Source organism: Streptosporangium carneum, from assembly GCF_027922005.1.
In the GTDB taxonomy this organism is placed as follows: domain Bacteria; phylum Actinomycetota; class Actinomycetes; order Streptosporangiales; family Streptosporangiaceae; genus Streptosporangium; species Streptosporangium carneum.
Genome location: NZ_BSEV01000026.1, coordinates 49,359 through 72,115, shown reverse-complemented (window position 1 = coordinate 72,115; position 22,757 = coordinate 49,359). Strand labels below are relative to the sequence as shown.

Below are 22,757 nucleotides of genomic sequence, written 5' to 3'. Positions count from 1 at the left end.
CCCGCGTCCCGGGGCGCGGACTGCCCTCGTCCTGTGGCACGTCCTGTGGCACGTCCTGTGGCACGGACGCGAGGTCAGGCCACGGGGCTGACATCGCTGTTGCGGGTGCTCAGCCGGTTCAGGATGGCCCTGGAGTTCTCCTCGAGCGCGCGGGCCGCCACCGGGTTGAGCATGTCCGCCATCAGCGGGATCCCGATGTCGAACTCGACGTGCAGCTCGATCGTCGTCTGACCGGCTCCGTCGTCGGTGACCTGCCAGTACCCGTCGAAGTACGCCAGGTCGCCCTCGATCTGCTCGAACTCGATGCGACGGCGCTCGTGGTCCACGGTGTCCCTCTCGATCCACTCCAGCTCGGAGCCCTTCAGCAGCACCGCCCACCGGCTGGTCCTGCTGGAGCCCGAGTGGTCGAGGATCGTGACGTCGACCACCTCGTCCATGTAGGAGGGGTACTCCTCGCAGTCGAGCAGCACCTCCCAGATCCGCTGCGCGGGTTCGGCGCTCGTGTGTGATGTCGTTACGGTGGGCACTCTCTTGTCTCCTTCGTGCGGGCGGATCCCGGGTGACCGTCAGGTCCACGCGGCGGGAAACGCGGTGGGAAGTCCTGTGGCCTCGTTGAGGGGCAGCAGCGTCCTGGTCAGCCTGAGCGCGGGGAACAGGCCGGAAGGTCCGCGGATCGAGGCGGGCGGGGCGGTGAAGCCGAGGTCGCGTTCCAGCTCCGCGACGTAGCGGCCGACCTGCTCCGCGGCCTCGCGCGCGGCCGGGACGTCCGCGGCGCGCGCCACGGCGCGGGCCGCCGCGAGCCCGCGCTCGATCTCGTCCTCGGTGAGGCCCGCGTAGGGGTCGGCAAGCGTGTCGTGCTCGTCGGGCGGGAAGCCCTCGCGCAGCAGGGAGCGGATCGCCAGCGCGCGGACCACGGTGTCCCTCGCGACGAACTTCGCGACCGGGAGGAAGCCCTCGTCCAGGGTGCCGATCAGGTCCTCGTAGCTCGCGTGGACCTCGAAGAGCAGCTCGAAGACGCCGAAGCACTGGAACGCGGCCCACCTGCGCGGATCGCGGACCCGGTCGCCGCCACGCGGGCCGCCGTTCGCACCGTCCGGCCGGTCGCCGTCCCGCCCGTCGTTCACGTCGTCCTTCGCACCGCCGTTCACACCGTGCTCCAGTCGATCGACAGCCACAGGAGGTCCTCCTCGGCCAGGAGCCGGTGGGTCTCGGTCATCTCCTCGCTCCTTCCCGTCCAGCTCCAGGCCGGGTCGTCGAGGAACTCGACGTCCCGGGTCGGTGTCTCGACTCCGCGCAGCGCCCACCGGTGGACGAGCGCGCGGCCGCCGTGGCTGCGCCACGTCTCCAGCCCCGCGGCCGGGGTCAGGCAGACCTCCGGGTCGGGGGGCAGTTCCAGGCGGGCGGCCAGCTCGGCGAAGAGGGAACCCGCCTCGCGCAGGTAGGTCCGCGCCCCGGCGGCGTTCACCGGCAGGTCGAGGAATCGCTCGTACAGCGCGGTCAGCTCGGGGTCGCCCAGCCGTTCCAGCTTGGCGCCCACCCATTTCTGCCCGAAGCAGATCTCTCCCCTGGCCGTGGCCAGGGCGTCGAGTCCGGCGATCCCGGCTCGGCCGAGCCGTTCGGCCGCGGCCAGCGGCCTGGTCTCGCGCAGCAGTTCGCAGGCGAGCCGGTAGCGGACCGCCTCGGCGCGCCACCACCGGACCGTCGCGTCGGCCACCGGCTGCCGCCTGTCCCGCTGCCAGTCGAGCCAGTGCCGCCCGCCCCGCAGGGGGTGGCCGAGGATCAGCCGGTTGAGCTGGGCGAGCTTCCTGCGGTAGTCCCGCCAGGCGGAGCGGCCGTGCGCCTTGGGAGCCTCGTGGTCCCCCAGGGCGTCGGCCGCGCGCCGGATCGAGTCCGCCCGGATGTAGTTCACGTCGACGGCGACGCCGAGGGTGAACGACGTGATGGGCAGGCCCGTCACCGTCGAGCTGTCGACGACGACGTGGACGTCGATGTCGCTCATCGGGGTGCCGAACCCGTGCACCACGGAACCGGCCGCCGACATCAGCACGGGTTCGCCGAAGCTGGTGTCCACCTCCGCGACGAGGTCGTCGATCGACTTCCCGTGCGCGGCGAGTCGCGCGCCGAGATGCCGCGCCATTTCATCAGGGGGTGTCAAGAGGCCTCCTTGGAGGTTCCGGCCGCCGTAGGGCCGTCAGTACAGGTCGTATTTCTGGCGCCGGTAGTCGAAGGCCGTCGCGGCGACGACCCCGAGGACCACGGCGCAGACGCCCAGGACGCCGATCGCCCGCAGGACGGGGGGCCACTCCCCCCTGCCTGACGTCGCCTCGTCCAGCGCGCGCAGGGCCCAGTGGTGCGGGGTCAGGAATCCCACCGCCCGGGACAGGGCGGGCAGGTTCTCGTCCGGCACGATGGCGCCCCCGACGCTTCCCGCGGTGATCAGGAAGATGTAGAACAGGCTTTCGAAGGTGGAGGTGTCGCTGGTGACGAGGTAGAGGACCACCCCCATCGTGCAGCTCACGCCCAGCAGCGCGACCGCCACCGCGAGGAGCTGCCACGGCGAGCCGTGGACGGGTGTGCCGTAGAAGACGACCGCGATGGCGGTGAAGAGGCTCAGCTGCGCCAGGCCGATGCCCGCGATGGGAAGGATCTTGCCGAGCAGGAAGGCCGCCCGCGAAGGGCGGTAGAGCGCCTGCCGCACCCAGGTGTTGCCGCCGAACTCGCGAAACAGCGCCAGGCCCACGTAGTGGGTGGTCGTGAAGCTGAACATGACGGCGATCCCGAGCATGGCGCGGCCGTGGCTGTCGGCCCCGGCCACGGCCGACCCGAGGGTGAGGGCCAGGGTCGCGGGCACCGCGAACATGAAGACCAGCGGGGTGCGCATCCGCCACAGGATCAGCAGCTCGGTCGTCGCGTAGCCCGCGGCCAGGGACCAGAACCCGGCCGTTTCCTCACTCGTTCTCAACGACGCTCCCGCGAAGGTCGGGGTCCATGGAGATGATCTCCCGCAGGTTCCTGCTGGTGAGCCGTACGGATTCGATGCCCGAGCGGCCGTGGTCCGGGTCGCGCGCCCAGGCCGCGAAGGCCTCCGCGGCCTCCGCCGCCGTCTTCGGCGCCGGGGCGCGCAGGGTCACGGGGCCGGCCGGGGCGTCCACCCGCACCAGCAGCTCGCTGTGGTAGCCGCCGAGCAGGTCCCGCAGCGGGCCGACGCCGACGACGGCGCCGCCGGAGACGACCGCGACGTGGGTGCACATCTCCTCGATGTCCTCGGGGTAGTGCGAGGTCACGATCATCGCGTCGCCCGCCTCCCGCCATCGGGACATCAGGACGACCAGCCGGGATCTGGTCTCGAAGTCGAGGGCGCTGGTGGGCTCGTCGAGGAAGCGGATCCGGGGCGCGTGGACGAAGCTCGCCGCGATGTGGGACAACCGCTCCCACCCTCCGGACAGGCGGTGCACCGGGGTCCGCGCGACCCGCGCGAGGCCGAAGTCCTCGACCGCGCGCCCGACCGCCGCGGCGACGTCCCGGCGCGGCAGGACGAGCCGCGCGGCGTGCGTGAGGTTCTCGGCGACGGTGAGCTTCTTGTAGAGCGAGATCCGCTGGCCCGCGACGCCGACGTGGCGCCGGGCGGCGCCCGTGTCCGCCGCGTTCCCGTCGTTCGCGTCCCCGAGGACGACCCTTCCGCCGCGCCTGCCGGGCACGATGTCCAGGATCGCGTTGATCAGGGTGCTCTTGCCCGCTCCGTTGCGACCGAGAATCCCCAGCGCCTCGCCCGCCCTGAGCGTCAGCGCCACTTCGGTGAGGACCGGCGCGGAGGACTCGCCGTAGGCGAAGGACAGGTCCGTGACCGTCAGGAGACACGGCGCGTCCGGCCGTCCGCCGGGATCGTCGCCTCGCATCTGTTCCTCCGTCGCCGCGTGTTCCGAAGATCCGCTCCGCCCGCTCCCGCGGGTGACGCCGCTCACCGCAACCGCGCGGCGACGACGCCGGCCACCCTGTGGGCGTTCGCCATGGCGGTCAGGGACGAGTTGGTGGCGCCTGAGGTCGGCATGAAGCTGGAGTCGGCCACGAAGAGCCCCCTGGCCTCGAAGCACTCGCAGTCGCGGTCGAGCACGGCGTCCGAGGCGTTCTCGCCGAACACCGCCCCGCCGTGGTGGTGGGCGGAGACCAGGTCTGCGCCCGCGGGGACGGCGTGCACCCGGGTCTCCGTGGCCCCCAGCGCCCGCCCCAGCCGGGCGAAGATCTTCGTGACCTGCTCCTGCAGGAGGAGGTCCGCCGGATGCGGCGTGTAGGTCACCACGGGCACCCTGGCCCCGAAGGAGTTCCTGCGCGCGCTCAGCGAGACGAACTTGCCGGTCGAGGGCAGGGACTCGCCCTTGAAGCTCGCCTTGACCACGTAGCGGCCGCTCTCGGCCCGCAGGAACTCCGCGAGCTCGGCGCCGAACATCTTCAGGTTGCGGACGTGCCTGGCCGGCGTCTCGGCGACGTAGGCGTCGTAGAGGGCGAACTTGCCGCCCTTGCGCAGCGGACCGGCGTCCCCGAGGTCGTAGAAGTCCTTGACCACGACGTTTCCGTAGAGCCCCGCCAGGCGGTCGGTCAGCTCCCGGCTCCGCGGCTCCGCGGTCACCAGATAGCCGGTGCGTTCCAGGGTGAAGGTGAACCCCCGGCCGAGCAGCCCGTTGCGGTTGGGCAGGTCCGAGGTGAGGAGGATGCGCGCCGTCTCCAGGGCTCCGGGGGCCAGGACGACCGTGCGGCACCTGATCCGCCGCGTCCGCAGGTCTCCGTCCTCGTCGCGGCGGACGAACTCGACGCCCTGGACCGCTCCCGCCTCGACCAGGACCCTGGAGACGTAGGAGCCGCCGAGCAGGCGCACCCGCGGGTCGGCCCGCAGCCTGTCGTACAGGCCGACGTACCAGTTGGGGCGCGCCAGCATCGGCCGCCCGCGGTCGGCGGGGCGTCCGGTGACCGGCGAGACCGGGCAGCTGTCCCAGGCGCGCCCGCCCAGGCAGCTCTGCCCGACGTAGGCGTCCAGGCCGTCACGCTGGAGCCCGTCGACGAGCACCCGCTCGAAATGGCTCGGCCCCGGCCGCCTGCGGTACGGCCCCCCGTCGAACTCCCGGTAGGCGGGCTCGGTGTGCCCGTAGGCGCAGCCGAAGGGCCGCAGCCGTTCCTGGACGTGGGCGTAGGAGTTCTCCAGCTCGGCGAAGTCCAGGGGCCAGTCGCGCAGCTCGGGGCCGAAGGCGTCACCGAGCGAGGAGCGCATCCGCAGGTCGCTGGAGCGGAAGCGGGACAGCTGGCCGTACCAGAGCCAGGAGCCGCCGCCGGCCAGCCTGGCCGACCACCACTTGCGGAGCGGCCTCTCGCCGCCGGGGACGCGCAGGAGCACGTGATCCTCCTCGGGGGCGATCGTGAGCGGGCGGTCGAGGGCCAGGCTGCGCTCGTCGGGGAAGGAGTGGTCGGCGGGCTCCCAGAACGCGCCCCTGTCGAGGACCACGACGTCGTTCGCGCCGTGGGCGCCGAGCAGCCGTTCGAGGACGGGAGCGCCGGTGAGCCCGAAGCCGACGACGACCGCGTCAGCGGAGCTCGTCCATCGGGTGTTCATAGCCCACCTCCCTCCGCCAGCGCGGGGACGAGAACAGCACGTCGTTCACACAGGCGCACACCGACTCGGCGGTCGCGCGCAGCTCCTCGTCGTGGCCCTCCAGGACCCGGCGGAGGTCGTTCCAGCCGCGGACGCCCGCTCCGGCGAGGGCCTCCGAGCCGAGTCCGCGGGCCCGCGCCACCCGCAGCGCCTCCCCGGCGAGCGGCTCCGTCCGCGCGCCGGGCAGGCCGTAGGAGCGCAGGACGGCCGTCACGACGTCCGCCAGGCCGTCGTCGCACGCCATTTCTTCTCCTGTTCGGTCGGCTCGTCGGCCAGCGAGCCGAACTCGCGCAGCCACGTCAGCGTCCGGCGGAGACCTTCGGCGAGCCGGGTGCGCGCCCCCGCTCCGGTCCGGTCGAGGCGCGTCGTGTCGAGCGTCAGCTCCACGTCGCGGAAGGGGAAGTAGTCACGCGCGGGCACGCTCCCGTCGCCGACGAGGACCAGCCGGGGCTCCACTCCCGCCGCGTCCGCGAGGACGTCCAGATACTCCGCGAACGTGTAGAAGCCGGGCTCGCCGACGTTGTAGACGCCCGGGGGCAGCTCCGCCGCGCACGCCGCGGCCACGGTGCGGGCGAGGTCGGACACGTGGCAGAACTGGATCCTGGTACGGCCCGAGCCCGGCACGAAGACCGGCTGTCCGGCGAGCATCCTGGCCCACAGGAACCGCTCGCGCGGCTCGGTGTTGTGCGGTCCGTAGACGTAGGGCGGGCGAAGGACCGTCAACTCGGGACCGGACAGGCCGGACAGCAGGCGCTCGCACTCCGCCTTCGCCTCGGCGTAGCCGTTCCAGACGGGGTCGCCGCCCGCCGGGTCGCCCTCCCTGAACGGCGGGCCCGTACGTCCTCGCTCGTAGACCGATGCCGAGCCGATGTAGACGTAACGGGCGGCTCCGGACACCGCGGGTGTGCCGAGGACGTTGCGCACGTGGGCGGGCTCGGTGCCCGAGACGTCCACCACGACGTCGTAGCTCCCGCCCAGGGCGGCGCGGGTCGCTTCGGCCTCCCGCCGGTCCGCCGTCAGCTGGACGATCCTCGGATCCCACAGTGGCCGGGTCCCCCGGTTGAGCACGGTCACCTCGCAGGAGGGCAGCAGCGCCTCCACGACGGCCCGTCCGACGAACCGGGTGCCGCCCAGCACCAGCGCCCTGGTCATGACCGCGGGGCGCCGATCGGCTCGGCCTCGGTCGGGCCGGTCGCGCCGGAGCGCAGTCTCCGCCAGGCCTCCTGGAGCAGGTGGTCGATCCGCTCGGCCCCTTCCAGGCGCAGGATCGGCACCGTGGCGCCGATGCCCGCCAGGAAGGCCTCCGCCCGTGCCCTGAGGTCGGCGGCCAGGTGCCCGCCGATCCCGGACCACCAGTCCTCCTCCGGGTTGTCCGGTGTGTAGACGTTGGGCCGCATGAGCTCGGCGACCTCCAGCGGGTCGACGACCTCTCGCAGGAGGGGCACGCGCCCGCGGGCGACGTCCGGCAGCACGATCATGCCGAGCGGCGCCCGCAGCGTGAAGTCCTCGCCGGTGACCGCGCGCAGGCTGGTCAGCGGGATGCTCACCTTGGAGTCGCTCTCACCGCGCCAGAGCCGCTCCTCGCCCGCCCCCCGGTACTCCTCCGGGATGAAGGCGTCCCAGGTTCCGGGGTACTTCTGCAGCGTTCCCGCCAGCACCCGCAGGCGGGTGGGGATGCCGAACACCTGGAAACGCCCGGTGGCGGTGCCCTCGGCGTCCTCCGCCAGGTGGACCTTGTCCACCGACAGCGGCCGCGCGCCGGTCCTGACGATCGCGTCGAGGAAACAGGTCGTCTTGCCCGAGCGCTTCGGCCCCGCGAAGAGGACGGCCTGGCCGTCGACGACGACGGCGGAGGCGTGGATCTGCAGCTGCCCGCGGGCTTCCAGGGTGCGCTGGAGCACGTGCAGGATCAGCAGCGCGAGATCCTTGTGGACCGTCGGCCTGAGGGGGTAGTCGTCGCCGACGACGAAGGTCAGACGGGAGTAGGACTCGTCGGCGAGCAGCCAGGTCCGGGTCTTCAGCGTGCGCAGGAGCGTGGCGCGGCCCGCCCGCCAGTGCTCGACGGGAAGCGAGCCCTTCTCTGTGGTGCAGTAGGAGATCATCGCGGGCTGCGGTCCGGGCAGCCGCACGGCCGTGGCCTCCAGCCGCCCGGCGAGGGCGTCGCTCACCACGAAGGTCAGCTCGACGTCGGGCCGTCCTCCGGACGCCGGGCCCGCGTGCGAGCCGAGATAGGCGTGCAGCGCCTCGAACAGGGCGCGGTCACCGCAGCTCACGCCCAGTTCGAGACTCGCGACGTTCCAGGCGGTGACGACCTCGCACGGGGTCGCAAACAACGCGGCCACGGCGTCCTCGACGCCGCCGAGCAGTTCCTCGACATCGGTCAGGGCACTCATTGTCCTCACTCTTTCGAACTCGGGGCGGTCGGTGGTCACGCCAGGTCCCGCACGCGCCGCAGGTGGGTCCTCGGCGGGGGGAAACCGTTGAACTGCGAGGAGTAGGCCGTGGTGTAGGCGCCGGCGGAGCCGACGAACAGCAGGTCGCCCTCCGTCAGGCCCGCCGGCAGCTCGACACCGAGCGCGAAGGTGTCCTGGCTGTCGCACGTGGGCCCGGTGACGTTGTATCGGCGGGCCGGGCCGCCGTCCCGCTCGGCGGAGATCGGATACGCGAGGGCTCCCGCGGTCTCCAGGACCTCCATCATCCCGTTGAAGACCCCCAGGTCGGTGTGGGCCCACCAGGTCTCGCCCCGGCGGACGACCTGGATGACCCGGCAGACCATGACCCCGGCCTCCGCCACCAGCGCGCGTCCCGGCTCCGCGACGACCTGGACCGGGTACGGCAGGGCGTCCAGGAGGCCGGTGATGTGCCGGCCGAATTCCAGAATTCCGGGAACCGCCTTGTCATAGCGCGCCGGAAACCCGCCGCCGATGTCAAGCATGGAGATTCTGATGCCTTTTTCCGCCAGTCGCTCCATGATTTCCGCCGCATCGCGGACAGGGGCGTCCCAGGCGCGTGGATCCGTCATCTGGGAACCGACGTGAAATGCTATTCCGTAGGGGGTGAGGCCCGATCTCCCCGCGTCGAGAAGAAGACTGAGAACCTCGTCCTTGGCGACGCCGAATTTCCCCTCGCTCGGTACGACGCTGGCCGTGAAATCGGTGCCGAGCCGGGCGTAGACGTGCGCGCCCGGAGCCGCCTGCGAAAGTTTCGCCATTTCACGCGGCGAGTCGACGGAGTAGCGCCACACCCCTGCCCTGTGGGATCGGGAGACGTGGTCGCGCGGCCGTACGGGATTGCTGTAGAGCACGTCGGCGGGGTCGACCCCCACGCTCGTCAGCAGTTCCAGTTCGGGGTGGGAGGCGATCTCGAAGCCGCAGCCCAGTTCCCGCAGGTGCCGCAGCAGCGCGAGGTCGGGGTTGCACTTGACCGCGTAGTGGATCGCGACCGAGGGGAACGCCTCCCGGAAACCCGCCACGGCCGCGCCGACCAGGTCCTCGCGGAGGATCAGGCAGGGGGTCGGGAGCCCTGCGCCGCCGAGACCCGCGACGGGCGTCTCGCCGGGGAAGGCCGGGAGCGGGGTCCGCGCCGGGTGAGCCGCCGCCAGGGGCGGCCTGGCCGTCACGGGGTTCCCCGCCGGATCTCGTCGAGGAGGGCGTTCGCGGCGTCCAGGTTCTCCCGGTGCCGCTCCGGTGCCCGGCCGCGGACCAGGACCTGGAAGTTGTAGGTCCTGACGTGCCACAACAGGCGCAGGATCGCGATCTGCCGGGTGAAGACGGCCCGGTCCCTGCCGGAGCGCTCCAGGTAGCGCGACAGGACGACCTCCTCCTGCTCGGCCGTCAGCCAGCCCGCGCGCATCTGGTTGAAGTCCGCGGCCGCGACCCGGAACCTCGCCGCCTCCCAGTCCAGCGCCCACAGCTCTCCGGACTCGTCGGCCAGCCAGTTCTCCCGGTGCACGTCACCGTGACACAGGCAGGGCGCCTCGCCCTCGAAACAGGCCATCGCCTCGCCGAGGAGGTCCGCGGCGCCGATGAGCCGGTCGCCGGCGTGGCGGGGCAGCAGCTCGCACTCCCGCCGGATGAGGTCCAGCAGGTAGCGGGGCGCCGCCACCCGGCTCAGCGGCCCGCCGACCTCGCCGAGGCCGTCGGCCGTGACGGCGTGCACCGCGAGGAGCCGGTCGGCCAGCGCGGCCAGGACTTCGGGCGCCTCCCAGTCGGGGGTGCGCCCGTCGACGAACTCGAAGACGGCGAACCGGTCCCGGCCCTGCTCGTCCGGAACGACCTGCAGGATCTCCGGCATCCTGACCCGGCCGGACAGCAGGGGGCTCACATATCGCTCACCGGCGAAGGTCTGGCCGTACCCGGGGGCGTCGAGGACGCGATGCCTGACGAACACCGCCCTGCCGCCCAGGGTGCCCGCGTAGGTGTCGTTCAACGGCCCCTTGGTGATCGACCGTCCGGCCGCGCAGAGGCGCCGGAGGTCGTGATGCGTCCACTCACCCACGGGAGAACTCCTCCGGTGACAGCAGTCGGGGGAGCTTGTCCACGGACTTCACCCAGTAGTGGCTCTCCCGGATCGGGTTCGGCGGGAAGGCCGGCAGCGCCTGGCCGCCGTCGAGGGCGAGCCTGCAGTACAGGTCGGGCATGTTGACGCCGAGACAGGCCAGGAAGTAGATCGACGAGTAGAAGCGCGCGGGCTGCACCTCGGTCGGCAGCGCCCTGCCGTCGTGGTCGTAGGTGAAGTCGACGCCGATGATCCCGTGCGGACGGGCGCAGACCGCCCGCACGCAGCGTACGGCGAGCTCGTGGAGATCCTCGTCCCAGAAGGTCCGCTGGGCTCCGGTGATGCCGGTGACGCCGGAGACCGACAGCGTCGAGTACTTCCAGGAGACCCGCTCCCTGAGCTGGGAACAGACCAGTTCGCCGTCGTTCCAGAGCCCGCTGAGCGTGGCGGTGCGCTTCGACAGGTTCTCCGCCGCGGTGAACGTCCCCCAGCCGGAGTGCTCGTCGAGCCAGGCCCTGGCCAGCGGCGTCGACCCGGTCGCGATCGACCCCGCTCCCCCGCTGCCGCTGCGGCGGCGCATCCACACCCGGGGGTGGCGCGCCATGATCTCCTCCAGATCGGACTCCGAGGTGACCAGGACGGTGTCGGGAACGGGTATCCCGGCCTGCTGGAGCGCCTGGTGGGTGGCCCACTTGTCCTCCATCCGGAGGTGGTCGTCCCGGTCGGGCAGGAGGGTGGGGGCCACGAGGCTGTCGCGGGCCTCGGCGAGGACCAGCAGCTCGGGGTTGGTGTCGGCGGCGTAGATCAGGTCGGCGGACTCCCGTTCGGCGATGTCGTTGACCTGCTTCACCAGGGCGGCCGGGTCGTCCCACGAGATGAGGTGGCGAGCGGCCGTCTCGCTGGCGTGGAAGTCCTCGACCGTGGTGTCGACGCCGACGGTCCGGTATCCCCCGGCGAGGTCCAGCGAGCGGGAGAAGTTCAGTCCTGTGCCGTCGCCGGAGCTGACGATGAGGACGGTGCGGAGGTCAGAGGACGGGGACATCGGGCAGTCCAAAACCGGCCGGGTGGCTGCGGATCTTGTCACGCAGGTCGGCGGGGGGCTCGTCCGCGGCCCGCACCCACGGGTACAGCGGCTCGGTCAGCTCCGGGTTCACGAAGTACATCAGGGACATGCGCCGCTCCAGGCCGAGGTTGCGCACCTGGTGGTCCAGCGCCCCGACCCTCCCGCCGGTGAGGTCGGCGAAGACGGAGCCCGGCATCAGGATGAGCTCGTCCGGGGCGGTCTCCACCGGCAGGCACTCCTCGCCCGGCCAGATCTCCAGTCCGGGGGCGGTGGTGTGGATGACGGTGACCAGGTGGCCGTCCTCGTGCCGGTCCTGGAGCAGGTCGCGGTCCCCGCTCGCACGGGTGTAGCTGTTGACCTGCAGGTAGGAGGCCGCCTCGAACCGGGGGGCCTTGGCGTTTCCGACGATCTCGGCGACCTGGCCGACGACGTCGGAGACGAGCGCGGACAGGTGGTCGCGCCAGCGCAGGAGCGCGCCCGTCAGCGGGGCCAGCTCCGCGGAGTTCGGCACCAGGTCGAGCCGGTCCGACCACAGGGTGAAGCAGTCGTTGAGGTCCGGCCGGTCCGCGGTGATCGAGTACTCCACGCCCAGCGGACGGTAGCCGAAGTTTCGGTCGGCGCTCGAGTAGCGCGACTTGGTCTCGTCAGGAAGGGAGAAGAAGCGCCGGCACTCCTCGAGGGCGGCGGCCAGGAGCGCGGCCTCCTCGGTGTCCAGCGATATACGCGCGTAGCCGACCCCGAGTAGTTCTCGAGCGTAGTCAAGGGTCATGTGTGGCATTTCGAGGTTATCCCCCGTCGTGACGAAGAGTTTGGCGATAGACAAATGCCAGGCAGAGCGGAATCGCGCGGCCGTCAGTCACTGGTCTCCCGACCAGCGCCGCGAGCGAGTGTATAGGAGGTGATCAAAGCAAATAAATGGTGAATTTTAGGGTTAAAGTCACCCAACGTTGCCCCTTCGCTACGCACCTAAATGTCCGCACTACAACTCGGATATGACATACGCGAGGGGAACTCATGTTTATGGTTTACGGACGCGTCAGGCGATGCCACCGGAGAGCGTTCTCCGTTCTCGGGGAGACCTTCCCGGATCGACCCGGTCGCCCCGGACAGCGACCATCTCGGGCGGCATCCTTCACCCGGCGTGCGCGGCGCTGTTTTCGGACAACACTTTATGAATTTCTCCGCGGCACTAATGAGAACGCTCCAAGGCGCGGATCCGAACGTTTCCCCCCATGGTCAAGCGGTCTGCGGCGTGGCACACTGATCGCGCGCCGGGGCTCGCCCGGGTGAACGGACGGTTACGTCTCCGTGCGGGCCGACCGGCGCGTTCCCCGCCGGCTCCAGGTCGTTGCGTTCCACGTCACGGCCTTTCCGACGCACAGGCCGGGGCGACCGGTCACGGATCTTCCGCCGCATGGCGGGTGGCGACGACCCGCGAAGGAACCGACCGTGCACGACAGCTCCTGCCCGCCCTCCGGGGAGCCCCCCGGGGTCGCCGTGTTCGACCTGGACGGCACCCTGGTGCGGGGCGAGTGCGGCGAATGGTTCCTGCGCTGGCTGATGAGCCGGGAGTGGTGGCGTCTGGCGCTCCTCCTGCCGGCGCTGCCGGTGATCGCGTCACTGCGGGCGCTGCCCAGCGTCAGGACGCGCAGGGCCGCTCTGTCGGGGCTGTGCTGGTTCGCCACCGTCGGCCGGGACGACGAGGATCTCGACCGGCTGGCCCGCGCCTTCGCGGCCGGGCACGCGGGGCCGGGTTCGGCGAACCCCATGCGCGCGGGCCTGGACCGGCTGCGTGAGCACCTCTCCCGGGGCGACCGGGTGGTGATCGCCAGCGGTTCCGGGCTGCGGATCGTCAGCGCGGTCTGCTCGGAACTCGGGCTCCCCGACGTGGAGATCGTCGCCACGCGGGAGAAACGGCTGTTCGGCGGGCTCGTCGTGGCCGAGCGCTGCCTCGGTGACGGCAAGGTGCTCATGCTGCGGGCCGCCGGAGTGGCGACGCCCTTCGGCTACGCCTACTCCGACAGCGCGGCCGACCTGCCCCTGCTGCTCGCCGCCCGGCGCCGCTTCGCGATCAGCCCGTCCGCCCCCCACCTGAGACGCATCCTGGCCAGGACGGACGGCGACTGCACGGTCCTGGGGTGGCGGACGGAGCCGCCGGACGGTCCCGGAGGGGCGGACGGAGCCGCCGATCAGCCAAAGATCAGCCGCCGTCCTCCAGGTCCCCCTCCGACTTGAGGTAGACCTCCTGGAGGTCCCGCAGGATGTCGGGGTCGGGGTGCTCCCACATGCCCCGCCCCGCCGCCTCGAGCAGGCGTTCGGCGATGCCGTGCAGCGCCCACGGGTTGGACTCGGCCAGGAACGCCTGGTTCTCCTCGTCCAGCACGTAGGTCGCGGCCAGCTTGTCGTACATCCAGTCGGCGACCACACCCGTGGTGGCGTCGTAGCCGAACAGGTAGTCGACGGTCGCGGCGAGCTCGAAGGCCCCCTTGTAACCGTGCCTGCGCATGGCCGCCAGCCAGCGCGGGTTGACCACCCGGGCGCGGAAGATCCTGGAGGTCTCCTCGGAGAGGGTCCTGGTCCGGACCGCGTCCGGGCGGGTGCTGTCGCCGATGTAGGCGGCGGGCGCCCGGCCCGTGAGCGCGCGCACGGTGGCGACCATGCCTCCGTGGTACTGGAAGTAGTCGTCGGAGTCGGCGATGTCGTGCTCGCGGGTGTCGACGTTCTTGGCCGCGACCGCGATCCGCCGGTAGGCCGCCTCCATGTCCTGCCTGGCGGGGACCCCGTCGACGCCCCTGCCGTAGGCGAAGCCGCCCCACACCGCGTACACCTCGGCGAGGTCGGCGTCGTCACGCCAGTTCCGGCTGTCGATCAGCGGCAGCAGCCCCGCGCCGTACGCCCCCGGGCGGGACCCGAAGATCCGCATGGTGGCCCTGCGCTCGTCGCCGTGCTCTCGCGCGTCCGCCAGCACGTGCGCCCTGACGTAGTTCTGCTCCTCGGGCTCGTCGAGTCCTGCGGCCAGCCGCACGGCGTCGTCCAGCATGGCCACGACGTGCGGGAAGGCGTCCCTGAAGAACCCGCTGATGCGGACCGTGACGTCCACCCTCGGGCGGCCGAGCTCCCCTGCGGGGATCGGCTCGAGGCCGGTGACCCGCCGCGACGCCTCGTCCCACACCGGGCGCACGCCCAGCAGCGCCAGCACCTCGGCCACGTCGTCCCCCGCCGTGCGCATGGCGCTGGTCCCCCACACCGACAGGCCGACCGAGCGCGGCCAGTCGCCGGTGTCCGCCCGGTAGCGCTCCAGGAGGGAGTCGGCCATCGCCTGCCCGGTCTCCCAGGCCAGCCTGCTCGGCACGGCCTTGGGGTCGACCGAGTAGAAGTTGCGGCCCGTGGGGAGCACGTTGACCAGCCCCCGCAGCGGCGACCCGCTCGGCCCCGCCGGGACGTAGCCGCCGTCGAGGGCGTGCAGGATCGCGTCGACCTCGTCGGTGGTGCGCGCGAGACGGGGGACGACCTCCTCGGCCGCGAACCGCAGGATGCGCTCGACGAGCCCGGAACCGGCCGGGGCCGTGCCTTCCGCGCCTGCCGTGGCCCCCGCGACGGCCGGGACGGTCGCGGCCACCTCGGCGGCGGCGTCCGGGTCCCAGCCCCGCTCCTCCATGGCCTCGACCAGCGACCTGGCCAGCGTCTCGGCCGCGTCGACGCCCGCGCGGGCCGCGGTGCCGTCCTCGTTCAGCCCCAGGGCCTCGCGGAGCCCGGGCAGCGCCTCGCCGCCCGCCCACATCTGGCGGGCCCGCAGGATGGCGAGCACCAGGTCGACCCGCGTCGCGCCCTCGGGCGCCGCACCCAGCACGTGGAGGCCGTCGCGGATCTGGACGTCCTTGACCTCGCACAGCCAGCCGTCGACGTGCAGCAGGAAGTCGTCGAACTCGGCGTCGTGCGGGCGGTCCTCGAGGCCGAGGTCGTGGTCGAGTTTGGCGGCCTGGATCAGGGTCCAGATCTGCGCCCGGATGGCGGGCAGCTTCGCCGGGTCCATCGCGGCGATGGAGGCGTGCTCGTCGAGGAGCTGCTCCAGCCTGGACATGTCGCCGTAGGTGTCGGCGCGGGCCATCGGCGGGACGAGGTGGTCGACCAGCGTGGCGTGGGCGCGGCGCTTGGCCTGGGTGCCCTCTCCTGGATCGTTGACCAGGAACGGGTAGATCAGCGGAAGGTCCCCGAGCGCGGCGTCCGGGCCGCACGAGGCGGACAGGCCCGCCGACTTGCCGGGCAGCCACTCCAGGTTGCCGTGCTTGCCCACGTGCACCACGGCGTGCGCGCCGAAGCCGTCGGCCAGCCAGCGGTAGGCGGCCAGGTAGTGGTGGCTGGGCGGCAGGTCGGGGTCGTGGTAGATCGCGATGGGGTTCTCGCCGAACCCCCTGGGCGGCTGCACCATGACCACGACGTTGCCCGCGCGCAGCGCGGCCAGCACGATCTCGCCGCCGGGGTCCCGGGAGGTGTCGACGAACAGCTCGCCGGGCGCGGGCCCCCAGTGCTCCTCCATCCCCGCGCGCAGGTCCTCGGGCAGCGTGGCGTGCCACTCGGCGTACCGGCTGCCCGCGATGCGCACGGGGTTGCCCGCGAGCCGCTCCTCGGTGAGCCAGTCGGGGTCCTGGCCGCCCGCGGCGATCAGCGCGTGGATCAGCGCGTCGCCGTCCTGCTCGGTCACGCCGGGCAGCTCGCCCTCCGCGCCGATGTCGTAGCCCCGCTCGCGCATCGCGGCCAGCAGCCGCACCAGGCTCGCCGGGGTGTCGAGGCCGACCGCGTTGCCGATCCTGGAGTGCTTGGTCGGGTAGGCCGACAGCATCAGCACGATCCTGCGCTCGCCCGGCGGGACGTGCCGGAGGGCGGCGTGCCGTACGGCGATGCCCGCCACGCGCGCGGCGCGCTCGGGGTCGGCCACGTAGACGGTCAGCCCGTCCTCGTCGATCTCCTTGAAGGAGAACGGCACCGTGATGATCCGCCCGTCGAACTCGGGGATCGCGACCTGGGTGGCCGCGTCGAGCGGGGACAGGCCGTCGTCGTTGGCCTCCCACGAGGCGCGGCTGCTCGTCAGGCACAGCCCCTGCAGGATCGGCACGTCCAGCTCGGCGAGCGCGCCGACGTCCCACGCCTCGTCGTCGCCGCCCGCGCCCGCGGTCGCGGGGCGGGTGCCGCCCGCCGCGAGCACGGTCACCACCAGGGCGTCGACCGTGCGAAGGGCCTCCAGCATGCCGGGCTCCGCGCTGCGCAGGGAGGCGCAGTAGACCGGCAGCGGACGGCCGCCCGCGTCCTCGACGGCCGAGCAGAGGGTCTCGACGAAGGCGGTGTTCCCCGCGACGTGGTGGGCGCGGTAGTACAGCACGCCGACGACGGGCCCCTCCTGCCTGCGCGTCTCGCGCTCGAGCACGCCCCAGGCGGGCGTGGGGGCGGGCGGGGCGAAGCCGTGCCCGGTCAGCAGCAGGGTGTCGGACAGGAACCGGCTGAGCTCGACGAGGTTGGCCGGGCCTCCGTGGGCGAGGTAGGCGTGCGCCTCGGCGCAGACCCCGCCCGGCACGGTCGACAGCTCCATCAGCTCGGCGTCGGGCGCCTGCTCCCCGCCGAGCACGACGACGGGCAGCGGCCCCGCGAGCAGGGCGTCCAGGCCCTCCTCCCAGGCGCGGCGTCCGCCGAGCAGCCGGACCACGACCAGGTCCGCGCCCTCGACCAGGGGCGGCAGGTCCTCGGCGGTGAGCCTGGCGGGGTTGCCGAGGCGGTAGTCCGCGCCGCTGGCGCGGGCGCTGAGCAGGTCGGTGTCGGAGGTCGAGAGCAGGAGGATCATGCCTCACGCTCCACGGGGAACGGGAGGGTACGGCTCGGCCGTGCGACGGGCCTGAAGGTGTGGCTCAGGGACAGGCTCGGCGACACGGCGGGCGAGGCGGTGCGGTAAGGCTGCGCGGCGGGCGGGGCGGCATCGCCCCGCGAGACCGCGGGCTGGCGGGGGAACGGCGAACAGCACACGAAGGCTTCCTCCCTCGGGGTCCTCGCCCCGGGTCGTCGTCGGCTACGACGGCTGGAGTCTCCTGGCTCCCGGATCGGTGCTCCCCCCAGCCTTCCCGTCGCCCGACAGTGGCCTGGGTGGGGTTCGCTCCCCGGTTACAGTGGCGGGACCGCGCCGGATTCACACCGGCTTCCTCCCTTGCCGTCGCCAACGATGAGACTACGACAGCGAGGTTCCATGCAAGAAACTGGCGTTAACATCCTCAACGTGGTCATAGGCGACTCTTCCGGACGGTCACGGCCCGACGCGTGCCCGGGAGCACTTCAGGTGCACGCCGCCGCCGACGGCGGCCTGGCGCGGATCAGGGTGCCGGGAGGCCGGCTGACGTCCGCCCAGCTCGGCGAGGTCGCCGACGCCGCCTCGGACTGCGGGACCGGGGTCATCGAGCTGACCTCCCGCGCGAACGTCCAGGTGCGCGGGCTCGGCGGCGGGAGCCGCTTCGCGGCCCGCATGGCGGACGCGGGCCTGCTGCCCTCCGCCACCCACGAACGGGTCCGCAACATCCTCGCCTCGCCGCTGACCGGCTGCGACACCGAGGGGACGCTCGACGCCGGACCGCTGGTCACGGAGCTGGACCTGCGGCTGTGCGGCACGCCCGCGCTGGCCGCGCTGCCGGGACGCTTCCTGTTCGCACTCGACGACGGCAGGGGCGACGTGGCCTGGCTCGGCCCGGACGCCGGGATCCTGCCGACGGGCCCCGGCGAGGCCGCCCTGATCCTCGCGGGCGCCGACAGCGGCCTGCGCGTTCCGGCCGGTTCCGCGGTGACCGCCCTGCTGACCGCCGCCGAGGCCTTCCTGACCGAACCCGCCGTCGAGCAGGCCCGTGCCTGGCGGATCGGCGAGCTGCCCGGCTGCGCCGAACGCGTCGCGGCCGCGGTCGAAGCCGCGCTGGAGACCCGGTCCGCCGCCCCGGCGCGGCTGTCGCGGGCGGTCACGCGGCGGGAGCCGGTGGGGATCGTCGAACAGCCGGGAGGCCGGGCGGCACTCGGGGTCGCGGTGCCGCTGGGACGGCTGACCTCGGCCCAGGCGAGGCTGCTGGCGGACCTGGCCTCGGGCGGCGAGGCGCGCCTGACGCCGTGGCGCGGCGTGGTCCTGCCCGGCCTGACCCCCGGCGAGGCCGCCGCGGCCCGCGCCCTGGTCGAGGAGGCGGGCCTGGTCACCGATCCCGGCTCGCCGTGGACGGGCGTGACGGCCTGCACGGGGCGCCCCGGCTGCGCCAAGTCGCTCGCCGACGTACAGGCCGACGCGACCCGGGCCACGACCTCCACGACGCGCACCGGTACGCTCCCCGTGCACTGGGCGGGCTGCGAACGGCGCTGCGGTCGCCCGAGGGGGCGGGTCGCGGACGTGGTCGCCACCGCCGCCGGTTACCGGGTCGACCTGGACGGCAGGAGTCTGGAGTGCGCGGACATCGAAGAGACCGCGGCCGTGGTGACGGCCCTGAGAGGGGAAACGTGATCGACTACGTCCGGGACGGGGCTGAGATCTACCGGCGTTCGTTCGCCACCATCCGTGCCGAGAGCGACCTGGACGGCCTGCCCGGGGACGTCGCCCAGGTCGCGGTCCGCATGATTCATGCCTGCGGGATGGTCGACCTGGTCGGCGACCTCGGCTGGTCGCCCGGCGTCGTGACGTCGGCTCGCGCCGCCCTGCGCGCGGGCGCGCCGGTGCTGTGCGACGCGATGATGGTCGCCTCCGGGGTGACCCGCGGCCGCCTGCCCGCGGACAACGAGGTGATCTGCACGCTGGGCGACCCCCGCGTGCCCGGGCTCGCCGAACGGCTCGGCACCACCCGCAGCGCCGCCGCGCTCGAACTGTGGCGCGACCGCCTCGAGGGGTCGGTGGTCGCGATCGGCAACGCGCCGACCGCGCTGTTCCGGCTGCTGGAGATGGTCGAGGAGGGGGCGGGGCGGCCCGCCGCCGTGCTCGGCGTGCCGGTCGGCTTCATCGGCGCCGCCGAGTCCAAGCAGGCCCTCGCCGAGCACCCGGCGGGCCTGGAGTACCTGGTCGTGCACGGACGCCGGGGTGGAAGCGCGATGACCGCCGCCGCGGTCAACGCGATCGCGAGTGAGAGGGAATGAGCGACATGTCGGCTGGGCGGCTCTGGGGAGTGGGGCTGGGACCGGGGGACCCGGAGCTGGTGACCGTCAAGGCCGCCAGGCTCATCGGCGAGGCGGACGTGATCGCCTTCCACAGCGCCCGCCACGGCAGGAGCATCGCCCGCTCGGTGGCCGCGCCGTACCTGCGTGACGGCCAGATCGAGGAAGCCCTGATCTACCCGCTCACCACGGAGACCACCGATCACCCCGGCGGCTACCAGGGCGCCATCGACGACTTCTACGCCGACTGCGCCGTACGGCTGGCCGCCCACCTGGACGCGGGCCGCGACGTGGTGGTCCTGTGCGAGGGCGACCCGCTCTTCTACGGCTCCTACATGCACATGCACAAACGTCTGGCCCACCGCTACACCACCGAGGTCGTCCCCGGCGTGACCTCGGTGAGCGGCGCGGCGGCCGTCCTCGGCAGGCCGCTGGTCGAGCGGGACGAGGTGCTGACCGTGCTGCCGGGGACGCTCCCCGGCGAGGTCATCGCCGAACGGCTCGCCGCCACCGACTCCGCCGCGATCCTCAAGCTCGGCCGGACGTTCGCCAAGGTGCGTGACGCGCTGGCCGAGGCGGGCCGTCTCGACGAGGCCTGGTACGTGGAACGGGCGACCACCGGCGCGCAGCGCCTCGCCCCGCTCGCCGAGGTCGACCCGGACAGCGTGCCGTACTTCTCGCTGGCGCTGATCCCGAGCCCCGTCAACGCGGCGGTCCCCGGCGGGGCCGCCGCCACGGAGCCCGCGCGGGAGACGCCGGAGACGGAGGGCGCGCGCGGCGAGGTGGTCGTGGTCGGGCTCGGCCCCGCCGGGCGGCCATGGCTGACCCCGGAGGCGCAGGAGGCGCTGGCCGCCGCGGACGAGCTCGTCGGCTACGGCCCCTACCTGGACCGGGTCCCGCCGAACCCGCGCCAGCGCCGCCACCCGACGGACAACCGGGTCGAGGCGGAGCGGGCGGCGCACGCCCTGGAGCTGGCCGCGGGCGGGTCGAGGGTCGCCGTGGTCTCCTCCGGCGACCCGGGCGTGTTCGCGATGGCCAGCGCGGTGCTCGAGGTGGCCTGCGAGCCCAGGTTCGCGGACGTCCCCGTACGGGTGCTGCCCGGCCTGACCGCCGCGCACGCGGTGGCGAGCAGAGCGGGGGCTCCGCTCGGGCACGACTACTGCGTGCTGTCGCTGTCGGACCTGCTCAAGCCGTGGGAGGTCGTCGCCGAGCGGATCAGCGCCGCCGCGCGGGCCGACCTGGTCCTGGCGATCTACAACCCCGCCTCGAAGAGCCGCACCTGGCAGGTGGCGGCGGCCAGGGACCTGCTGCTGGAGCACCGCGCCCCGCAGACGCCCGTGGTCGTCGGCCGCGACGTCGGCGGCGCGCGGGAGAGCATGACCGTCACCACCCTCGGCGAGCTCGACCCCGCCGCGGTCGACATGCGCTGCCTGCTGCTCGTGGGGTCCTCGACCACCCGGGTCGCCAAGCGCGGCGACGGCGCCCCCGTGGTGTTCACCCCCCGCCGCTACCCGGCGTGAGCGCCCTCCAGCCAGGCGAGCGCCTCCTCGACTGTCTCCACGGCGGGGACGCCGCCCGGCGCCGGGGGGCGGCGCACGACGACGACGGGAAGCCCGAGCTCACGGGCCGCCGACAGCTTGGCGGTGGTCATCCGGCCTCCGCTGTCCTTGGTGACCAGCACGTCGATCCGGTTGTCCCGCATGAGGGCAAGCTCCCCCTCGACGGTGAACGGGCCCCTGCTGAGCAGGACCTCCAGGCGGCGGGGGGCCGGCGGCTCGGGCGGATCGACGGACCGGGCCAGGAACCACAGGTCGTCGAGCCCGGCGAAGACCGGCAGGCTCCGGCGGCCCGTGGTCAGGAAGACCCGCTCCCCCAGCCCGGGCAGCAGCTCGGCGGCCGCGGCCAGCGACGGCGTCCAGCGCCAGTCGTCTCCGGGACCGGCCTGCCAGCCGGGCCTGCGCAGGATCAGCAGCGGCACTCCCGCCCGCCCCGTCGCCTCGACGGCGGAGGCGGTCATCCTGGCGGCGAAGGGATGCGTGGCGTCCACGACGACGTCGATCCCGCGCTCCCCGATCCACGCCCGGAGCCCCTCTGGACCGCCGAAACCCCCCTCGTGCACCTCGCCGACCGGCAGCCGGGGGTCGCGCACCCGTCCCGCCAGGGACGAGACCACGTGCGTCCCCGCGCGTCCGGCGAGCGCGGCGGCCAGCCGCCTGGCCTCGTCCGTGCCGCCGAGCACCAGGATGTTCAGCACACCGTCACCGTTCCTCCCTCTCGCCCGCCCGCCCGGCGGGATCCCGCGCCACCGTACCGGGAGGCCTCCGAGACATGAGCACCCCCCTGCGTCACGGGTGGACCACCGGCGCGTGCGCGACGGCGGCCACGACCGCCGCCTACACCGCGCTGCTGACCGGCGTCTTCCCCGACCCCGTCGAGATCACGCTTCCCAAAGGAAGACGGCCGGCGTTCGCGCTGGCCACGGAGGCGCTGACCGGCGACGCGGCCACGGCCTCCGTGGTCAAGGACGCCGGCGACGACCCCGACGTGACGCACGGCGCGCTGATCTCCTCGACGGTGCGGCACGGCGTCCCCGGCAGCGGGGTGGTGTTCAGGGCAGGCCCGGGGGTGGGCACCGTCACCAAGCCGGGGCTTCCGCTCGAGGTCGGCGAACCGGCCGTCAACCCGGTCCCCCGGCGGATGATGCGCGAGCACGTCGCCGAGGTCGCCGCCCGGCACGGCGGGACCGGGGACGTGGTCGTGGAGATCTCCGTCGAGCATGGGGAGGAGCTGGCGAGGAAGACCTGGAACCCCCGCCTCGGCATCCTGGGCGGCCTGTCGATCCTCGGCACGACCGGCGTCGTGGTGCCGTACTCGTGCTCGGCCTGGATCGACAGCATCAGGCGGGGCGTCGACGTGGCCAGGGCGGCGGGCCGCGAGCATGTCGCCGGGTGCACGGGAAGCACCTCGGAGCGCGTCGCGGCCGAGCTGTACGGGCTGCCGGAGGACGCGCTGCTCGACATGGGCGACTTCGCCGGGGCCGTGCTGAAGTACCTGCGCAGGCACCCGGTGCCGAGGCTGACCGTCGCCGGGGGGATCGGCAAGCTCTCCAAGCTCGCCGACGGCCACCTGGATCTCCACTCGGGCCGCTCCCAGGTCAACCCCGGCCTGCTCGCCGAGATGGTCCGCTCGGCCGGCGGCGGCGAGGCCCTGGCCGGGCGGGTGCTGACCGCCAACACCGCGCTGCACGCGCTGCGGCTGTGCCAGGAGGAGGGGCTGCCGCTGGGCGACCTGGTCGCCGAGCGCGCCCGCCGGACCGCCGCCGGGGTGCTGCGCGAGGCGCCCGTGCGGGTGGACGTGGTGGTCGTCGACCGCGCGGGGGTGATCGTCGGCCGTGCGGGCTGACCCGGC

Annotated in this window: 20 protein-coding genes and 1 riboswitch; of the genes, 5 read left to right on the top strand and 15 right to left on the bottom strand. The window is 73.1% G+C overall.

Going from position 1 to position 22,757, the window contains the following annotated elements; genetic code table 11:
- Positions 1-74: 74 nt before the first annotated feature.
- The 13 genes from PKF00_RS35770 to PKF00_RS35710 form a co-directional block, all read right to left on the bottom strand.
- On the bottom strand, positions 75-527 hold the full coding sequence (locus tag PKF00_RS35770; RefSeq protein ID WP_271222150.1) for a type II toxin-antitoxin system RatA family toxin: 453 nt from the start codon (positions 525-527) through the stop codon (positions 75-77).
- A 39-nt stretch (positions 528-566) separates the two neighbouring features.
- Positions 567-1,175, bottom strand: coding sequence for a hypothetical protein (locus PKF00_RS35765; RefSeq protein ID WP_271222149.1), 609 nt, complete (start codon positions 1,173-1,175; stop codon positions 567-569).
- A complete protein-coding gene (locus PKF00_RS35760; protein WP_271222148.1) occupies positions 1,145-2,155 on the bottom strand; it encodes a hypothetical protein in 1,011 nt (336 codons plus the stop codon). Before PKF00_RS35760 ends, PKF00_RS35765 begins: the two co-directional genes overlap by 31 nt.
- 36 nt (positions 2,156-2,191) lie before the next feature.
- Positions 2,192-2,962 carry an ABC transporter permease gene (locus tag PKF00_RS35755; RefSeq protein ID WP_271222147.1) on the bottom strand — a complete coding sequence of 257 codons (771 nt, stop codon included), beginning with the start codon at positions 2,960-2,962 and terminating at the stop codon, positions 2,192-2,194.
- On the bottom strand, positions 2,949-3,896 hold the full coding sequence (locus tag PKF00_RS35750; RefSeq protein WP_271222146.1) for an ATP-binding cassette domain-containing protein: 948 nt from the start codon (positions 3,894-3,896) through the stop codon (positions 2,949-2,951). The genes PKF00_RS35755 and PKF00_RS35750 overlap by 14 nt, the downstream gene beginning before the upstream one ends.
- A 62-nt stretch (positions 3,897-3,958) precedes the next feature.
- Positions 3,959-5,599, bottom strand: coding sequence for a GMC oxidoreductase (locus PKF00_RS35745; protein ID WP_271222145.1), 1,641 nt, complete (start codon positions 5,597-5,599; stop codon positions 3,959-3,961).
- Positions 5,571-5,882, bottom strand: a complete 312-nt coding sequence (locus PKF00_RS35740) for a hypothetical protein (RefSeq protein WP_271222144.1) — start codon at positions 5,880-5,882, stop codon at positions 5,571-5,573. The genes PKF00_RS35745 and PKF00_RS35740 overlap by 29 nt, the downstream gene beginning before the upstream one ends.
- Positions 5,849-6,790 carry an NAD-dependent epimerase/dehydratase family protein gene (locus PKF00_RS35735; protein ID WP_271222143.1) on the bottom strand — a complete coding sequence of 314 codons (942 nt, stop codon included), beginning with the start codon at positions 6,788-6,790 and terminating at the stop codon, positions 5,849-5,851. Before PKF00_RS35735 ends, PKF00_RS35740 begins: the two co-directional genes overlap by 34 nt.
- Positions 6,787-8,031: a hypothetical protein gene (locus PKF00_RS35730; RefSeq protein WP_271222142.1), complete on the bottom strand. Its 1,245-nt coding sequence runs from the start codon at positions 8,029-8,031 to the stop codon at positions 6,787-6,789. Before PKF00_RS35730 ends, PKF00_RS35735 begins: the two co-directional genes overlap by 4 nt.
- 35 nt (positions 8,032-8,066) lie before the next feature.
- Entirely contained in the window at positions 8,067-9,257 is a 1,191-nt protein-coding gene (locus tag PKF00_RS35725; RefSeq protein WP_271222141.1) for a type III PLP-dependent enzyme, read from the bottom strand.
- A complete protein-coding gene (locus PKF00_RS35720; RefSeq protein WP_271222140.1) occupies positions 9,254-10,135 on the bottom strand; it encodes a phosphotransferase in 882 nt (293 codons plus the stop codon). Before PKF00_RS35720 ends, PKF00_RS35725 begins: the two co-directional genes overlap by 4 nt.
- A complete protein-coding gene (locus PKF00_RS35715) occupies positions 10,128-11,177 on the bottom strand; it encodes an ATP-grasp domain-containing protein (RefSeq protein WP_271222139.1) in 1,050 nt (349 codons plus the stop codon). The genes PKF00_RS35720 and PKF00_RS35715 overlap by 8 nt, the downstream gene beginning before the upstream one ends.
- A complete protein-coding gene (locus PKF00_RS35710) occupies positions 11,161-11,967 on the bottom strand; it encodes a 2-oxoglutarate and iron-dependent oxygenase domain-containing protein (RefSeq protein WP_271222138.1) in 807 nt (268 codons plus the stop codon). The genes PKF00_RS35715 and PKF00_RS35710 overlap by 17 nt, the downstream gene beginning before the upstream one ends.
- A 680-nt stretch (positions 11,968-12,647) precedes the next feature.
- Here PKF00_RS35710 and PKF00_RS35705 point away from each other — a divergent pair.
- Positions 12,648-13,433, top strand: coding sequence for a haloacid dehalogenase-like hydrolase (locus PKF00_RS35705; RefSeq protein ID WP_271222137.1), 786 nt, complete (start codon positions 12,648-12,650; stop codon positions 13,431-13,433).
- Here the strand turns inward: PKF00_RS35705 and cobN are convergent.
- Positions 13,399-17,031, bottom strand: a complete 3,633-nt coding sequence (gene cobN, locus PKF00_RS35700) for a cobaltochelatase subunit CobN (RefSeq protein ID WP_271222136.1) — start codon at positions 17,029-17,031, stop codon at positions 13,399-13,401. The two genes, PKF00_RS35705 and cobN, sit on opposite strands and share 35 nt — an antisense overlap.
- A 217-nt stretch (positions 17,032-17,248) precedes the next feature.
- Positions 17,249-17,437, bottom strand: a riboswitch (cobalamin riboswitch).
- Here cobN and cobG point away from each other — a divergent pair.
- The 3 genes from cobG (at position 17,404) to PKF00_RS35685 (ending at position 20,869) form a co-directional block, all read left to right on the top strand.
- Positions 17,404-18,708, top strand: coding sequence for a precorrin-3B synthase (gene cobG / locus PKF00_RS35695; protein WP_309298465.1), 1,305 nt, complete (start codon positions 17,404-17,406; stop codon positions 18,706-18,708). It overlaps the preceding riboswitch by 34 nt.
- A complete protein-coding gene (locus tag PKF00_RS35690; RefSeq protein ID WP_271222134.1) occupies positions 18,705-19,331 on the top strand; it encodes a precorrin-8X methylmutase in 627 nt (208 codons plus the stop codon). Before cobG ends, PKF00_RS35690 begins: the two co-directional genes overlap by 4 nt.
- Entirely contained in the window at positions 19,328-20,869 is a 1,542-nt protein-coding gene (locus tag PKF00_RS35685) for a precorrin-2 C(20)-methyltransferase (protein ID WP_271222133.1), read from the top strand. The genes PKF00_RS35690 and PKF00_RS35685 overlap by 4 nt, the downstream gene beginning before the upstream one ends.
- On the opposite strand, the gene PKF00_RS35680 is transcribed toward PKF00_RS35685, so the two are convergent.
- Positions 20,857-21,603 carry a cobalt-precorrin-6A reductase gene (locus PKF00_RS35680; protein WP_271222132.1) on the bottom strand — a complete coding sequence of 249 codons (747 nt, stop codon included), beginning with the start codon at positions 21,601-21,603 and terminating at the stop codon, positions 20,857-20,859. The genes PKF00_RS35685 and PKF00_RS35680 overlap by 13 nt on opposite strands.
- 74 nt (positions 21,604-21,677) lie before the next feature.
- Here PKF00_RS35680 and PKF00_RS35675 point away from each other — a divergent pair, with 74 nt between their 5' ends.
- Complete coding sequence (locus tag PKF00_RS35675; protein ID WP_271222131.1) at positions 21,678-22,751, top strand: cobalt-precorrin-5B (C(1))-methyltransferase; 1,074 nt, start codon at positions 21,678-21,680, stop codon at positions 22,749-22,751.
- Positions 22,752-22,757: the final 6 nt, after the last annotated feature.

Bases quoted from the DNA above. Each gene is read 5' to 3' on its own strand.
- PKF00_RS35715 (WP_271222139.1), bottom strand. From the start codon at position 11,177: ATGTCCCCGTCCTCTGACCTCCGCACCGTCCTCATCGTCAGCTCCGGC.
- PKF00_RS35675 (WP_271222131.1), top strand. From the start codon at position 21,678: ATGAGCACCCCCCTGCGTCACGGGTGGACCACCGGCGCGTGCGCGACG.
- PKF00_RS35745 (WP_271222145.1), bottom strand. From the start codon at position 5,599: ATGAACACCCGATGGACGAGCTCCGCTGACGCGGTCGTCGTCGGCTTC.
- PKF00_RS35685 (WP_271222133.1), top strand. From the start codon at position 19,328: ATGAGCGACATGTCGGCTGGGCGGCTCTGGGGAGTGGGGCTGGGACCG.
- PKF00_RS35730 (WP_271222142.1), bottom strand. From the start codon at position 8,031: ATGAGTGCCCTGACCGATGTCGAGGAACTGCTCGGCGGCGTCGAGGAC.
- cobG (WP_309298465.1), top strand. From the start codon at position 17,404: ATGAGACTACGACAGCGAGGTTCCATGCAAGAAACTGGCGTTAACATC.
- cobN (WP_271222136.1), bottom strand. From the start codon at position 17,031: ATGATCCTCCTGCTCTCGACCTCCGACACCGACCTGCTCAGCGCCCGC.
- PKF00_RS35735 (WP_271222143.1), bottom strand. From the start codon at position 6,790: ATGACCAGGGCGCTGGTGCTGGGCGGCACCCGGTTCGTCGGACGGGCC.
- PKF00_RS35710 (WP_271222138.1), bottom strand. From the start codon at position 11,967: ATGACCCTTGACTACGCTCGAGAACTACTCGGGGTCGGCTACGCGCGT.
- PKF00_RS35740 (WP_271222144.1), bottom strand. From the start codon at position 5,882: ATGGCGTGCGACGACGGCCTGGCGGACGTCGTGACGGCCGTCCTGCGC.
- PKF00_RS35750 (WP_271222146.1), bottom strand. From the start codon at position 3,896: ATGCGAGGCGACGATCCCGGCGGACGGCCGGACGCGCCGTGTCTCCTG.